The organism is Peribacillus sp. FSL R5-0717 (assembly GCF_038002945.1).
Classification (GTDB): Bacteria; Bacillota; Bacilli; order Bacillales; family DSM-1321; genus Peribacillus; species Peribacillus frigoritolerans.
The window spans coordinates 4,168,525-4,183,178 of the sequence record NZ_JBBOOF010000001.1 but is presented as its reverse complement, the minus strand read 5'-3'; the positions used below and the strand labels follow the sequence as shown (position 1 = coordinate 4,183,178).

Sequence of the window (14,654 nt, the reverse complement as noted above, 5' to 3'; positions counted from 1 at the left end):
AGCTAAAGTACGGAAACATTAGCTTACAAATAAAATACCATAAAAATAAAAAGGCAATAGAGCAAGACTCTACCACCTTAAAGATTATACCATATATCACTGTGCTTTTCTTGCTAAAAAGGTTCCAGCCAGTAAAAAAGTTGGTATGGATGCCATTCCTATTACTAATAGCCAATCCCTTCCCGAAATCGGTACCGTATGAAAGATGGTTTGTAAAGGCTGCACATACATGACGGCTACCATCAATAATAGGGAGGAAAGTACAGCCCCCACTAGATAAAGGTTACCGAATGGATTTCTCGAGAAGATCGAACGTTCACTTCGGCAATCGAATACATGTATAAGCTGAGCCAAGACCAAGGTAGCGAAAGCAATCGTTTGTGCATAAGCAAGATTATCCGGATTTGCACGATATACAACATAAAATGCAATCAATGTGGAAACCCCTATCAGAAAACCGCGTGAGATGATCTTCCAGCCAAGCCCCCTTCCAAAAACACCTTCATTGGCATTTCTCGGATTTCTTTTCATTACATCTTCTTCTGCGGCATCCAGGCCCAATGCCATCGCGGGCAGTCCGTCGGTTACAAGGTTCACGAATAAGATCTGGATTGGTATCAATGGTAATGGCAAGGCACATAGCATCGCAAAAAACATGACCAAAATCTCCCCAACATTGGAGGCAAGCAGGTAACGGATGAACTTCCTGATGTTTTCGTAAATATTCCTGCCTTCTTTAATGGCCGATTTTATTGTGGCAAAGTTATCGTCAACCAATATCAAGGAAGAAGCTTCTTTAGCAACATCAGTCCCCGTGATGCCCATGGATATACCAATATCCGCTGATTTTATCGCAGGGGCATCATTGACACCATCCCCTGTCATTGCAACGACATGTCCTTTATTTTGCAAGGCTTTTACGATTTTCAACTTATGTTCCGGGGAAACTCGGGCAAATACCGAAACAGTTTCAACAACTTCCTCAAGTTCCCCGACTTCCATGTCCGCCAATTGCCGTCCTTCAAGTACACGGTCTTTTCCTTTTAAAATTCCAAGTTCTTTAGCAATTGCCTTTGCAGTTATCACATGGTCGCCTGTAATCATGACAGTTTTGATCCCGGCGTCCCTGCATTCCATAACTGCCTGTTTCACCTCCGGACGCGGGGGATCGATCATGCCCTGAAGTCCCATGAAGGTCAAATTACGCTCAGCTTCGGTTTCATGCAGCAAAATCGTTCCTTTTGAAAGAGGTTTATAACCTACTGCAATCATTCTAAGTGCCTGCGAAGCAAGCCCATTCATGTCATGTTGCACCCTTTCCTTGCTCTCCCGATTTAATATTTCCGACCTTCCTTCCCAAAGAATCGTGTCGGACTGGGCAATCAATACGTCCGGGGCACCTTTTACTATAACGAAATGATTATCTTTATCATCCTTCACTATGACACTCATCATTTTGCGGCTCGAATCAAATGGAAACTCCTTTACTATCGTAAACCTCTTAGATAGGTGTTCCCTCGTCAATCCAGCTTTCATTGCCGCGACCAACATCGCCCCTTCTGTCGGATCACCGTCTAGAATATATTGTTTACCATTCTCCTTTAACTCAGCTTTATTACAGAGCATGCCGAATGTAATTATTTGAAGCAAGGCATTATGGTTTTTCGGGGCAACTGAAACTCCATCTAAAGAAAATTCTCCGACCGGATTGTAACCAGTACCGCCGACATCCCAAGTTTTCCCTCCACTCCAAACCTTCGTCACCGTCATTTTGTTTTGTGTCAGTGTACCTGTTTTATCTGAGCAAATCACTGTTGCACAGCCAAGCGTTTCTACGGCAGGAAGCTTACGGACAATCGCTTTTTGTTTGATCATACGCTGAACACCTAAAGACAAGGCTACGGTCACAATGGCCGGCAAGCCTTCGGGAATCGCCGCAACAGCCAGAGATACCCCGGCCAAAAACATCGTATAAAGGTCATGTCCTTGAATGACACCAGTCAGGACTACGATTACAGTTAATATTAAGGCCGTGACGATCAAAATTTTGCCTAGCTGCTCCAACCTCCGTTGAAGCGGTGTTTCTTTTGTTTCCGCAGTCTGCAGGAGATCAGCAATCTTTCCCATCGCCGTATTCATTCCAGTAGCGATTACGATTCCGACTCCATTCCCTCTTGTCACCATCGTTCCCATAAACGCCATATTTTCCTGATCACCGATACCTTCAACCTCATTCATCAATGGATCAGAACATTTAACGGCCGGGAGTGACTCGCCGGTAAGTGCCGACTCTTCTATTTCAAGGCTTGAATGGTCGATGATCCGTAAATCGGCACCAATACGGTCACCGCTCGAAAACTTCAGGATATCCCCAACAACCACTTCTCTCGATGGGATTTTCATCCACTGGCCATCTCGAAGCACGTTAACTTGCGGTGCAGCCATTTCCTTTAAGGCATCCAAGGATTTTTCTGCCTTCCGTTCTTGGAAAAAACCAAGTAATCCATTCAAAAAAACAATCGCCATGATGGCAATCGCATCGATATATTCACCCAATATCCCGGAAACCAATGTCGCGGCAAGTAAAACTATGACCATGAAATCTTTGAATTGGGCGAAAAATAAAAGAATGGCTGACTGTTTTTCTCCTTCCTTCAATTCGTTAAAACCATTCTTTCGCAGCCTGTCCTTTACTACATCATCGTCCAAACCGTGTGTAACGTTTGTTTGAAGCGCTTTCTCCATTTCTTGATTATTCATTTCCCTGAACTCCATCAAGTATCACACATCCCTTTGAATAGAATGAAATAGGCTCCTGTATACATCTCAACAGGCGCTTTTTGCTTTACTCTTCCAACACCTGCCTGCTTACCGATACATAAAACAACCTGCTCTTCTTCCATGATTATTCAGACTCGTCCAAAATAATGCTATAATTAAACAGAATTGCGGAAAGAAGAACGATCCGGATAATTTTTTGAATGAACGAACTGTAATCATGATGAATGGACCAATTTTGTATTCACTATCAGGAAATAAAAAAGCATCCATTCACTGTACCTGAACTGCTGCTTTCACCCAGTTGGCTAAAAAAATTGTGATTAACTAAAATGGGCAGCCGTGATGCATTTATAACGCCCGGCAAAAATGAGTTCTTAGAAAATCTTATGTAAAGGAAGTAAAAATAGAATGTCATTTGATGGATTATTTACGAAAGCGATGACGGAAGAAATCGCTTCTTTATTAGAAGGTGGACGAATCAATAAGGTACATCAGCCTTATAAAAATGAAGTAATACTGGTTGTTCGTGCAGGAGGTAAGAACCATAAGCTCTTATTATCAGCCCATCCAAGTTATTCGAGGGTGCAAATGACCGAAGAAAGTTATGAAAATCCCAAAGAGGCACCCATGTTCTGTATGCTTCTTAGGAAGCACCTCGAAGGCTATACGATAGAAAACATTTATCAATATGAACTTGATAGGATGATCATTTTTGAAGTGAAGGGCCGTAATGAGCTTGGCGATGTCTCTCAAAAGCAGTTAATCATCGAAATCATGGGGCGACACAGCAACATTGTTTTAGTAGATAAAGAACGAAATATGATTTTGGACAGCATTAAGCATGTTTCACATGCCGTCAACAGTTATCGGGCGATATTGCCCGGCCAGGAATATAAGGCTCCACCCGCACAGGAAAAGAATGATCCCTTCAAGGCTACCGAGGACGATATCAGGAAGAATATTGACTTCAATGCAGGAAAGCTGGATCGACAGCTTGTTGCCCATTTTTCAGGGGTTTCACCATTAATTGCAAAGGAAGCCGTCTACCGGGCCGGACTTGCCAACAGCACGACCCTTCCAACAGCCTTTTTAAAGATTATCCAGGAAATCTCGGAACGGAAATATGCTGCCACGATCAAACAAGATGGAAATAAAGAAGTTTTTTATATGCTTTCACTAGAGCATCTGTCTGGGAATCAACGTACGTTTTCTTCATTGAGCGAGATGCTCGACCGCTATTACTTCGGAAAGGCAGAAAGAGATCGGGTTAAGCAAAAGAGCCAGGATGTAGAACGTTTCATTACTAATGAAATCGAAAAGAACTCAAAAAAAATCGGCAAGCTCGAACGTACATTGAAAGATACGGAACGCGGTGAACAGTATCAGTTGTTCGGTGAGCTGCTTACAGCTAATCTATATCAAATGAAAAAAGGCATGAAGGAAATAGAAGTCGTCAATTATTATGATGAAGAACAAAGTATGGTCACCATCCCGCTTGACCCATTAAAAAATCCGTCAGATAATGCACAAAAGTACTTCTCAAGATACCAAAAGTCCAAAAATGCAGTCGGAGTCGTCCAAGAACAAATCGAAAAGACAAAATTGGAATTGACCTACTTCGAAGCCTTGCATCAGCAGCTCCAATCAGCGTCACCCAGGGATATAGAGGAGATTCGGGAAGAACTTCAGGAAGAAGGATACATTAGGCAAAAAAAGAAAAAAGGCATGAAAAAGCCTGCAAATGCAAAACCGCAGCTTGAAACATATTATGCTACGGATGGAGATCTCATTTTTGTCGGGAAGAATAATAAACAAAATGATTATTTAACGAACAAGTTTGCACGCCGTGATGAAATATGGCTTCATACCAAAGATATACCCGGCTCACATGTTGTGATTCGAAATGAATCGCCAAGTGAAAAAACAATAAAAGAGGCCGCCGTATTAGCAGCTTTCTTCAGTAAAGCAAAGCAATCGAGTTCAGTGCCCGTTGATTTCACACAGGTTCGCCATGTTAAGAAACCCAATGGTTCCAAGCCCGGGTTCGTAATCTATGACCAGCAGCAGACCGTTTATATTACACCGGATGCCGATACTGTCATACGCTTAAAGGAAGCGGTAAAGGAGTAAAAAAATAGAGGGGGCCCAGTCCTGAGTGATTGGGCCCCCTCTATTTTCATGCCGAAATCCAAGCTGTATCAGCCGGATTCTCCCGCCATTTTTTTAGCTTTTCCAATTCTTCTGCCGTGATGTACCCTTTATCATTAGCGACTTTTATCAAAGTAGAGTAGTCACTCAACGAATGGTTAATAATGCCCTCAGCTTCGAATTTTTCTTTTCCCTTTTCCAATTCGTAAGTAAAGATCGAAACGACTCCTAGAACATCACATCCAGCCTCTTTCAGCGCGTTAACAGCAGTAATCACACTTCCGCCGGTTGAAATCAAGTCTTCTACAACGACCACTTTTTGTCCTGGAACTGCGCGGCCTTCGATTTGATTGCCCTTACCGTGCTCTTTGGCTTTGGATCGAACATAGCACATCGGTGCATTTAATTTTTCACTCACCCAAGCTGCATGCGGAATGCCGGCAGTTGCTGTGCCTGCAATCAGTTCAGCATCAGGGAAATGCTGTTCAATCAAACCTTTCAATCCTTCCGCTATTTCATTGCGAACCTCTGGGTATGAAAGGGTCAAACGATTATCACAATAAATGGGTGATTTAATTCCAGATGCCCAAGTAAAGGGGTCATTCGGCTGTAAGTACACTGCTTTTATTTCCAATAGATGTTCAGCTATCTTATTATTTAACATGATATTCCCTCCCAAGCTGCTTTCATATCCAAATACGCCCTTAATGGATCTGCCGCCCCTGTTATGGCTCTCCCTACAACGATGGCATCCGCTCCAAAATCCCTAGCTTGTTCAGGCGTGGCAATTCTCTTTTGATCATGCGTCTGTCCACCTGCACTTCGGATTCCAGGTGTGACGGTCAAGAATTCATGACCGATCCGTTCATGTATGTTCTTTACTTCATGGGTAGAACAGACGACGCCATCCAATCCTGCCTGTCTAGTAAGTTTTGCATAATGGAGGACCGAATCTTCCAGAGCCCCGGCAATGTTTTGCTCAGCATTCATTTGTTCTTGTGACGTACTCGTCAGTTGGGTAACCCCAATGCATAATGGACGTTTATTACCAGCGGACGTACCCTTATCCAGACCTTCCATGGCTGCTTCCATCATCTTTTGTCCACCTGCCGCATGTACATTGACCATGTCAGCGCCTAAAGCTGCCAATCCGGTCATGGCCATTTTAACGGTATTTGGAATATCATGAAGCTTCAAGTCCAAAAACACATCGTGGCCTTGCTCCTTTACGAAAGAAACGATTGATGGACCATTCTGATAAAATAATTCCATCCCCACTTTTACAGCCAGTTTTTCCGAATGGAACTGTTTTAGGAATGTCTCCGTTTGAAGGAGGTCAGGGAAATCAAGAGCGATTATTAGTGACTGTTTCATTTTGCTTCCAGCTCCTTCCGGTACATTCTGAAATATGGTCAAATCCCAGCTCATCCAACAATTTCGGTAATTCTTCGATGATGGTCGGGCATACAAAGGGATCCACGAAGTTCGCGGTTCCCACTGCAACAGCACTGGCACCCGCATAGAAAAATTCAATGACGTCTTCCGCCGTAGCGATGCCGCCCATTCCGATTATTGGAATAGAAACTTGCTGGCTAACCTCATAAATCATCCGGAGCGCTACAGGTTTTATTGCAGGACCAGATAATCCACCCGTTTTGTTAGAAAGGATCGGTTTGCCCGTTTTTAAATCCAGTCGCATGCCGACTAATGTATTTATCATTGTCAACCCGTCGGCCCCGCCATCTTCAACTGCTTTGGCCATATCCACAATATTACTGACATTCGGTGAAAGCTTCACATAGACTGGGACGGAAGATACTTCCTTTACCGCCTTGGTTACCTCTTTGGCAACTTCCGGTACCGTACCGAAAGCTATGCCTCCTTCTTTTACATTCGGACAAGAGATATTCAATTCAAGTGCTTTCACATTCCCCGCCTTGCTTATTTCACTGGCAACTTTTACATAGTCTTCTATTTGCGAACCTGCAACGTTGGCAATGATGGGAACATCATACCTACTTAGCCAGGCCAGCTCTTCACTGATGACCTTTTCCAAGCCTGGATTCTGCAGACCGATGGCGTTCAGCATTCCCGAAGAGGTTTCCGCAACACGCGGAGTCGGGTTGCCGAACCTCGGCTCAGGAGTGGTCGCTTTGATCATGATCGCCCCAAGAATATCCAAGTCGAAAAATTGACTGTATTCACGGCCGAATCCAAAGCATCCAGATGCTGGCATGACCGGGTTTTTCAAGTGTAATCCTGGTAATTCAACTGAAAGCCTGCTCATAATACCACCTCTCCTGCCCGGAATACGGGTCCATCGCTGCAAACCTTTTTATAACTGAAACCAGTTGGGTCATCCCCTGTATGACACACGCAAGCAAAGCATGCACCGATGCCGCATCCCATCCTTTCCTCAAGGGACAGGAAAAGCTTTTTCTCACGATAGCCCGATTCCAAGGCTCTTAACATTGGTGTAGGCCCGCATGAAAAGATCGTTGCAAACTCTTGCTCCAGATTGTCTATTACCGTCGTAACAAATCCTTTTGTCCCGTATGAACCATCCACCGTGGCAATATAAGTATCACCTAATTCACTGAATTCTTTTTCGTAAAAGATGGCTGACTTGGTCTGGAAGCCCAATACATGAATTACCGTAACACCTTTCGCAACCAACATTTGTGATAATTGATACAGGGGCGGGACACCAATCCCGCCGCCAACCAATAATGCCGTTTCACCCTGTTTAGCCTCATGAACGGGAAACCCGTTGCCAAGGGGTCCAAGGATATCGACCGCTTCCGCCTCTTTACGCTGCGATAACAGTGTCGTTCCTTTACCTTCAGCCCGGTATATCATCGTGAACTGTTTTTCACTGCTGTTGTAAGAAGAAATCGAAATCGGGCGTCTTAACAATGGCTCAGTGCCTTCTGTTGTCTTGACTTGGACAAACTGGCCTGGTTGATTCATCTCTGAAACCAATTCACCTTGCAGGGTAAGTTCAAAGATGGACGGGGCCAGTTCCTTATGATTTAACACCTTCATTCTTTCCTTCTTGATCATATATAGCTCACCTCACGACTTTTTTCCGTTTTTCCCATTGCTTCTGCCGAGAAGGTCATGGATTCTATCACTCTTAAAATGGCTTCTGCCGTATCAAGTGATGTTAGGCATGTCACTCCATTTTCAACCGATTCACGTCGGATTCTGAAACCATCCCGTGCCGGCTGCTTACCTTTTGTCAAAGTATTTATAACAAATTGCGCTTCCCCGTTCCGGATGACATCCAGCAGGTTTGTGCCTTCTTCGCCAATTTTTCCGACAATTGCAGTCGGAATTCCTGATTGCTCCAATAGGGCAGCAGTTCCGCTGGTGGCTATCAGCTTGAAGCCGATATTATGGAAACGTCTTGCTAAAAGCAGCGCTTCCTGCTTATCTTTATCCGATATCGTCAATAACACCGAACCATGCCCCTTGATCTTGAAACCGGAAGCGACCAGCCCTTTATATAAAGCTTTTTCAAGGGTGGTATCTTTACCCATTACTTCACCAGTCGATTTCATTTCAGGTCCGAGTGAAATGTCCACACCTCTTAATTTCGCAAATGAGAAGACCGGCACTTTCACATAGACCCCCGTTTGTTCTGGCACTAACCCCGATTTGTAACCTTGGCTTTCAAGTGTGTGGCCCAAGATGACCTTCGTGGCTAAGTTAGCCATCGGCACATTCGTAATTTTACTTAAGAATGGAACGGTTCGGCTGGAACGTGGATTTACTTCAATCACATACACTTCTTCATTGCTGATGACATATTGGATGTTCAAAAGACCGATTATATTCAAGCCTTTTGCCAACCGGGTCGTATAATCAATGATTACTTCTTTTTGCTTTTCCGTTAAGTTTTGTGGCGGATAGACTGCAATCGAGTCACCTGAATGGACGCCGGCGCGCTCAATATGCTCCATGATCCCAGGGATAACGACCGTTTCGCCATCGGAAATACCATCCACTTCGATTTCCTTACCCGTTAAGTAGCGGTCTATCAGGACAGGGTGATCCGGATTTATTTTCACGGCATTTTTCATGTAATGCAGCAATTCTTCTTGTTTATAGACGATTTCCATCGCTCTTCCTCCGAGGACATACGATGGCCTTACTAAAACCGGGTACCCGATATCTTCAGCGATGACGATCGCTTCATCAACCGATGTTGCAGTTTTACCCTTTGGCTGAGGAATGCCTAAATCCTGAAGTGCTTTTTCGAATTTATTGCGATTTTCCGCCCTATCCAGGTCTTCAAGTGAAGTACCTAGGATTTTCACTCCTCTTTCAACCAGACCATCTGCAAGGTTGATTGCTGTCTGTCCGCCAAACTGGACGATGACCCCTTCCGGTTTTTCCAAATCGATGACATGCATGACATCTTCAATAGTCAATGGTTCGAAATAAAGTTTGTCGGAGATACTGAAATCCGTCGAAACTGTTTCGGGATTGTTGTTGATGATGATCGCTTCATATCCCGCTTCCTTAATGGCCCATACCGAGTGTACGGTCGCATAATCAAACTCTACTCCTTGCCCGATCCGAATTGGGCCTGATCCCAGAACAATGACACTTTTCTTTTCAGTGACGATGGATTCATTCTCATCTTCGTATGTCCCATAAAAATACGGAGTTTCCGATTCGAATTCGGCAGCACATGTATCAACCATTTTGTAAACAGGGATGATTCCTTGCTGTTTCCGGTATTCATAGACATCAATTTCGGGAACTCCCCATATTTCTGCAATCGTTTTGTCAGAAAACCCTAGTTCTTTAGCCTTTTGCAATACTTCACAATCAAAAGAATGTTCTTTAAGCTGCTTTTCAAAGTCGATTATCTTTTTCAACTTATGCAAGAAGAATAAATCGATCTGGCTCCATTCGTGGATGGTTTCGATCGTTTTTCCCCTTCTTAACGCTTCACCGATATAGAATAACCGTTCATCTCCGGCTTTTCTGATCCGTTTCTCTATCTTTCCATCTTCAAACTCGTCATTCAAATTAAGATGGAATATACCCGCTTCAAGGGAACGCACAGCTTTTAAGATTGATTCCTCGAATGTACGGCCGATTGCCATGACTTCTCCGGTCGCTTTCATTTGGGTACCGAGCCTACGGTTGGCGCTTTCGAACTTATCGAAAGGCCAGCGCGGAATTTTCGTAACGACATAGTCCAGTGCCGGTTCAAAGCTGGCATAGGTTTTGCCAGTGACAGGGTTCATCATCTCATCGAGCGTCAAACCAACGGCTATCTTTGCTGCTAGCTTTGCAATTGGATAACCAGTCGCTTTTGAAGCAAGTGCCGAAGAACGGCTGACCCTTGGGTTCACTTCAATGACATAATATTGATAGCTGTTTGGATCTAGCGCAAGCTGAACATTACATCCACCTTCAATTTTCAAGGCGCGAATAATCTTCAAAGACGTATTTCGAAGCATTTGATACTCTCTGTCACTTAATGTTTGGCTTGGTGCCGCAACGATTGAATCGCCTGTATGGACACCGACAGGATCGAAGTTTTCCATATTACAAACGACTATTGCATTATCATTGGAATCACGCATCACTTCATATTCCACTTCTTTGAAACCGGCAATGCTCTTCTCAAGCAGACATTGGTGAACAGGGCTGCTTTTCAGGCCCCCCTCAACGATCTCGATAAGCTGCTCTTCGTTATCACAAATACCACCGCCTGTTCCGCCAAGCGTGAAGGCTGGACGAACAATGACCGGGTAGCCGACTCGTTCAACGAATGTATAAGCTTCTTCCAGGTTATGAATAATGTCGCTGTCAGGCACTGGTTCCCCAAGATCGTTCATTAGCGTACGGAAAAGGTCACGGTCTTCCGCTTGTTGTATAGCCGAAAGTTTGGTCCCAAGAATTTGGACATTGCATTCTTCCAGAATTCCTGATTCGGCAAGCTCAACTGCCATGTTCAAGCCAGTCTGTCCGCCCAAGGTAGGTAATAGTGCATCCGGGCGCTCTTTACGAATGATTTTGCTGACAAATTCCAATGTGATCGGTTCGATATAAACCGCGTCAGCCATTTCAGTGTCTGTCATGATTGTCGCAGGGTTAGAGTTAATCAGGATCACTCGATAGCCTTCTTCTTTTAAGGCTATACACGCTTGGGTTCCTGCATAATCGAACTCGGCGGCCTGTCCGATCACGATCGGACCGGAACCAATTACTAGGATGCTTTTTATATCATTGCGTTTTGGCATGTTTTTTCCCCCTTGTTGGTTGCAGCTTCAATCATTTGTAAGAATTCATTGAATAAGTAGTTGGCATCTTCCGGACCTGGTGATGCTTCTGGGTGATATTGTACGGTGAAAGCCGGATACTTTTTATGGCGCAGGCCTTCAATCGTATCGTCATTCAATGCTGTATGTGTCACAATAAGATCTGTACTTTCAATGGAAAGCTCTTCAACTGTATATCCATGATTTTGAGATGTAATGGATACCTTTCCGGTACGAAGGTCCCTAACCGGATGATTCGAACCTCGATGGCCGAATTTTAATTTTGCCGTATCCGCCCCGTTTGCAAGTGCGAATAATTGATGTCCTAAACAGATTCCGAATAACGGTACTTGCGTTTGGATTGTACGGATCATTTCGAGCGTCTCATGAACACTTTTCGGATCTCCAGGGCCGTTTGAAAGCATTACGCCATCCGGATGGTATTGCATCACTTCTTCGGCCGTGACGTTATAAGGCACAACCACGACATCACAGCCGCGCTTCGTCAACTCACGTAAAATCCCATGCTTCATGCCGTAGTCTACAAGAACAACCCGCGGGCCTCTGCCCGGGCTGGAATAAGGTGCTTTTGTTGAAACCTGTTTTACCTGATTAGAAGGAATCACCGTTGCCTTCAATTGGGAAACCACTTCATTTGCATCTTTATTGATATTGCAAAGCGCCCCTTTCAGTGCACCTGATTTCCTGATGATTCTTGTCAGCTTTCTCGTATCGATTCCGCTTATTCCAGGTATGTTCTTCATTTTCAGATATTCATCTAGTGATAATTGGTTTCGCCAGTTGGAAGGAAGTTCTGCTGTTTCCTTAACGACGAATCCTGCTATCGCTGGATTGATGGATTCAAAGTCATCGCGGTTTATTCCGTAGTTTCCGATTAATGGATACGTAAGTGTAACGATTTGACCGCAATACGATGGATCGGATAGAATCTCTTGGTAACCCGTCATTCCTGTGTTAAAAACGACTTCACCTATTTTTTCTACATCCCCTCCGAATGCTTCCCCAAGGAATACTGTCCCATCTTCTAAAATTAGCTGTCTTTTCATCCTTGAACACGTCCTTTTTCCCAAGCTATTTTTCCTTCTGCAATCGTCATGACTGGCCAGCCATAACATTTCTTTTCATTAAAAGGTGTATTTTTCCCTTTTGAAGCAAACTCTTCAGCATTGATTTCTTTTTCCTTTTCCAAATCGATGAGTACGATATCCGCAGTAGCACCTTCTTTTAGCTCTCCATAAGGAAGGGAGAAGCTTTCGGATGGTTTGATTGTCATGAAATCGATCAATTGCTTTAATGTTATGATGCCCTTTTTAACCAATTCGGTGTAAAGCAGCGGGAAGGCCGTTTCCAATCCTACTATTCCGAAAGGAGCCAGCTGCATTCCCTGCGCCTTTTCCTCTGCCGCATGCGGGGCATGGTCTGTTGCTATAAAATCGATGGTTCCGTCAAGCAATCCTTCTATCAACGCATCCCGATCTTCACGGCCCCTTAATGGCGGGTTCATTTTATAATTCGTATCAAGTCCCGGTATATCATCTTCACACAATAATAAGTGATGCGGTGTAACTTCGGCGGTGACACGGATACCGGCGCGTTTGGCATCCCTTACCGTCCTTACCGATTCCTTCGTGGAAATATGGCAAACGTGATAATGGCAGTCCGCCGCTTCGGCAAGAAGGATATCCCGGGCGATATGTACAGCTTCACATACCGACGGAATCCCATTGATTCCCTGTTCTTTTGAGAATCTTCCTTCATGGACGGAGCCTTTATTGATTAAGCTATTGTCTTCACAATGAGCAACAATGGCCATATCTTGAGCTGCTGCCCGTTTCATCGCTTCCAGCATCATCCCGGCTTCTTGAATTCCTACGCCATCGTCCGTAAAGGCGAAAGCACCCGTTTGTTTTAGTGAAGAAAAGTCGGTCAGCTCTTTGCCAGCTTCCCTAATCGTGATGGATGCATATGGGAGTACCCTGACATGAGCCGTTTCTTCAATTTTCCTGTTAAGCGCTTCTAGGTTCTCCACTGTATCAGGAACTGGCCTAGTATTAGGCATCGCCGCTACCGTAGTGAAACCGCCTCTTGCCGCTGCAAGCGTCCCGCTTGCGATTGTTTCCTTATGTTCACCGCCCGGTTCGCGTAAATGGACATGCAGGTCAACAAGCCCAGGTGTAATCAGTAATCCTCCAGCGTCAACTACGTTACAATTTTCCGTCGCCAAGTTCTCGCCGATCTTTGTGATGACCTTGCCTTCTATCTCAATGTCCGCTTTTTTGAATGAGTTTTGATTATCTAGCAATACTCCATTTTTGATTACTGTTTTCATGGATGTTTCCCCCTTCGGTTTGTTCAAGCACATTTTTTAATACGGCCATTCTAATGAACACGCCATTTTCCATTTGTTTAAAAATTCTCGAGCGGCTGCATTCGACTAAATCACTGTCTATTTCAACACCGCGGTTTATTGGTGCAGGATGCATGATGATCGCATCCGGTTTCATATTTTTTTCACGTTGTTTGGTCAGGCCGAATTTTTCCAGGTAATCTCCATTTTCCTGATCGTATTTATCAATATGCCTTTCATGCTGTATTCTGAGCAGCATGACCACATCCGATGTAGCTACCGCATGATCGATGTCTTCATACCTTCCTAAACTGTTTGTTCTGTCAAACCATTCAGGCGGACCCGAAAATACGACATTCGCTCCTAAACGAGTCAGTGCTTCTGCATTCGATTTCGCAACCCGACTATGCCTTACATCACCGATTATCGCAATCTTCAAACCTTTGAAACTTTTAAACTCTTGTTTAATCGTCAATAAGTCCAGTAATGATTGGGTTGGGTGATTTCCGCAGCCATCCCCTGCATTGATTATTGGAATCCCGATCTTCTCATTCAATTCGTCAAAATAATTATCCTGTTCATGACGGATGATCAAGGCATTTACACCTATAGCTTCTAACGTTTTAACTGTGTCATATAAGGTTTCGCCTTTTAACACGGATGATGTACCCGCATCAAAAGGTATGACCTCAAGCCCCAATTTTCTTTCAGCCATTTCAAAGCTTGATTTTGTACGTGTACTTGGTTCAAAGAAGAGATTGGCAACTGTGGTCAGCTGCTTTGGAATCCAGCTGGCTCCGTTGGCAAAACACTCTGCCTCATGTAAAATCCCTTCAATCTCACTTATTGTCAATTCATTCATGGTCAATAATTTTTTCATCGATCCTGCTCCTCTCACATTTGTGATGCGGGGCATAAAAAACACCCCGCCTTTAAGGACAGGGTGTAGGTCATAAAGATTGTGAGGACACGGAATGGTTTACACTTTTCCCCGTTCTCATTCATCTTTACAGCAACACCCTTTTAAGCCTCTCTGGACTTCTTTTAAAAGGTGATCTATTGTTTTGATGCAA

At 44.1% G+C, this 14,654-nt stretch carries 11 protein-coding genes; 1 reads left to right on the top strand and 10 read right to left on the bottom strand.

Annotation, left to right across the window (positions count from 1 at the left end; translation table 11 throughout):
- Nucleotides 1-96 precede the first annotated feature (96 nt).
- Nucleotides 97-2,775 carry a calcium-translocating P-type ATPase, SERCA-type gene (locus NYE65_RS20225; protein WP_340862155.1) on the bottom strand — a complete coding sequence of 893 codons (2,679 nt, stop codon included), beginning with the start codon at nt 2,773-2,775 and terminating at the stop codon, nt 97-99.
- Nucleotides 2,775-2,903, bottom strand: a complete 129-nt coding sequence (locus tag NYE65_RS20220; protein WP_262869245.1) for a hypothetical protein — start codon at nt 2,901-2,903, stop codon at nt 2,775-2,777. The genes NYE65_RS20225 and NYE65_RS20220 overlap by 1 nt, the downstream gene beginning before the upstream one ends.
- A gap of 286 nt (nt 2,904-3,189) precedes the next feature.
- Here NYE65_RS20220 and NYE65_RS20215 point away from each other — a divergent pair, with 286 nt between their 5' ends.
- Nucleotides 3,190-4,911, top strand: a complete 1,722-nt coding sequence (locus tag NYE65_RS20215) for an Rqc2 family fibronectin-binding protein (protein WP_328177629.1) — start codon at nt 3,190-3,192, stop codon at nt 4,909-4,911.
- 46 nt (nt 4,912-4,957) lie between these two features.
- Here NYE65_RS20215 and pyrE read toward each other — a convergent pair whose 3' ends face one another.
- Genes pyrE through NYE65_RS20175 form a run of 8 tightly spaced genes read right to left on the bottom strand, consistent with a single transcriptional unit; the run spans nt 4,958 to nt 14,461 of the window.
- On the bottom strand, nt 4,958-5,593 hold the full coding sequence (gene pyrE / locus NYE65_RS20210) for an orotate phosphoribosyltransferase (RefSeq protein WP_054396935.1): 636 nt from the start codon (nt 5,591-5,593) through the stop codon (nt 4,958-4,960).
- Nucleotides 5,587-6,303 (bottom strand): orotidine-5'-phosphate decarboxylase, encoded by a 717-nt coding sequence (gene pyrF / locus NYE65_RS20205; RefSeq protein WP_268590479.1) that lies wholly within the window; start codon nt 6,301-6,303, stop codon nt 5,587-5,589. Before pyrF ends, pyrE begins: the two co-directional genes overlap by 7 nt.
- The gene (locus NYE65_RS20200) at nt 6,275-7,216 is read right to left on the bottom strand and encodes a dihydroorotate dehydrogenase (RefSeq protein ID WP_340861522.1); all 942 of its coding nucleotides are present in this window, start codon (nt 7,214-7,216) and stop codon (nt 6,275-6,277) included. The genes pyrF and NYE65_RS20200 overlap by 29 nt, the downstream gene beginning before the upstream one ends.
- A complete protein-coding gene (locus tag NYE65_RS20195; RefSeq protein WP_054396938.1) occupies nt 7,213-7,992 on the bottom strand; it encodes a dihydroorotate dehydrogenase electron transfer subunit in 780 nt (259 codons plus the stop codon). Before NYE65_RS20195 ends, NYE65_RS20200 begins: the two co-directional genes overlap by 4 nt.
- Complete coding sequence (carB, locus tag NYE65_RS20190) at nt 7,989-11,195, bottom strand: carbamoyl-phosphate synthase large subunit (protein ID WP_328177631.1); 3,207 nt, start codon at nt 11,193-11,195, stop codon at nt 7,989-7,991. Before carB ends, NYE65_RS20195 begins: the two co-directional genes overlap by 4 nt.
- The gene (locus NYE65_RS20185) at nt 11,174-12,280 is read right to left on the bottom strand and encodes a carbamoyl phosphate synthase small subunit (RefSeq protein WP_053534348.1); all 1,107 of its coding nucleotides are present in this window, start codon (nt 12,278-12,280) and stop codon (nt 11,174-11,176) included. Before NYE65_RS20185 ends, carB begins: the two co-directional genes overlap by 22 nt.
- Nucleotides 12,277-13,563 carry a dihydroorotase gene (locus NYE65_RS20180; protein ID WP_340861521.1) on the bottom strand — a complete coding sequence of 429 codons (1,287 nt, stop codon included), beginning with the start codon at nt 13,561-13,563 and terminating at the stop codon, nt 12,277-12,279. Before NYE65_RS20180 ends, NYE65_RS20185 begins: the two co-directional genes overlap by 4 nt.
- The gene (locus NYE65_RS20175; protein WP_328177632.1) at nt 13,526-14,461 is read right to left on the bottom strand and encodes an aspartate carbamoyltransferase catalytic subunit; all 936 of its coding nucleotides are present in this window, start codon (nt 14,459-14,461) and stop codon (nt 13,526-13,528) included. Before NYE65_RS20175 ends, NYE65_RS20180 begins: the two co-directional genes overlap by 38 nt.
- Nucleotides 14,462-14,654: the final 193 nt, after the last annotated feature.

What these genes read in the sequence shown, in the direction of transcription:
- NYE65_RS20225 (WP_340862155.1), bottom strand. Translation starts at nt 2,775, where the DNA reads ATGGAGTTCAGGGAAATGAATAATCAAGAAATGGAGAAAGCGCTTCAA.
- NYE65_RS20220 (WP_262869245.1), bottom strand. Translation starts at nt 2,903, where the DNA reads ATGGAAGAAGAGCAGGTTGTTTTATGTATCGGTAAGCAGGCAGGTGTT.
- NYE65_RS20215 (WP_328177629.1), top strand. Translation starts at nt 3,190, where the DNA reads ATGTCATTTGATGGATTATTTACGAAAGCGATGACGGAAGAAATCGCT.
- pyrE (WP_054396935.1), bottom strand. Translation starts at nt 5,593, where the DNA reads ATGTTAAATAATAAGATAGCTGAACATCTATTGGAAATAAAAGCAGTG.
- pyrF (WP_268590479.1), bottom strand. Translation starts at nt 6,303, where the DNA reads ATGAAACAGTCACTAATAATCGCTCTTGATTTCCCTGACCTCCTTCAA.
- NYE65_RS20200 (WP_340861522.1), bottom strand. Translation starts at nt 7,216, where the DNA reads ATGAGCAGGCTTTCAGTTGAATTACCAGGATTACACTTGAAAAACCCG.
- NYE65_RS20195 (WP_054396938.1), bottom strand. Translation starts at nt 7,992, where the DNA reads ATGATCAAGAAGGAAAGAATGAAGGTGTTAAATCATAAGGAACTGGCC.
- carB (WP_328177631.1), bottom strand. Translation starts at nt 11,195, where the DNA reads ATGCCAAAACGCAATGATATAAAAAGCATCCTAGTAATTGGTTCCGGT.
- NYE65_RS20185 (WP_053534348.1), bottom strand. Translation starts at nt 12,280, where the DNA reads ATGAAAAGACAGCTAATTTTAGAAGATGGGACAGTATTCCTTGGGGAA.
- NYE65_RS20180 (WP_340861521.1), bottom strand. Translation starts at nt 13,563, where the DNA reads ATGAAAACAGTAATCAAAAATGGAGTATTGCTAGATAATCAAAACTCA.
- NYE65_RS20175 (WP_328177632.1), bottom strand. Translation starts at nt 14,461, where the DNA reads ATGAAAAAATTATTGACCATGAATGAATTGACAATAAGTGAGATTGAA.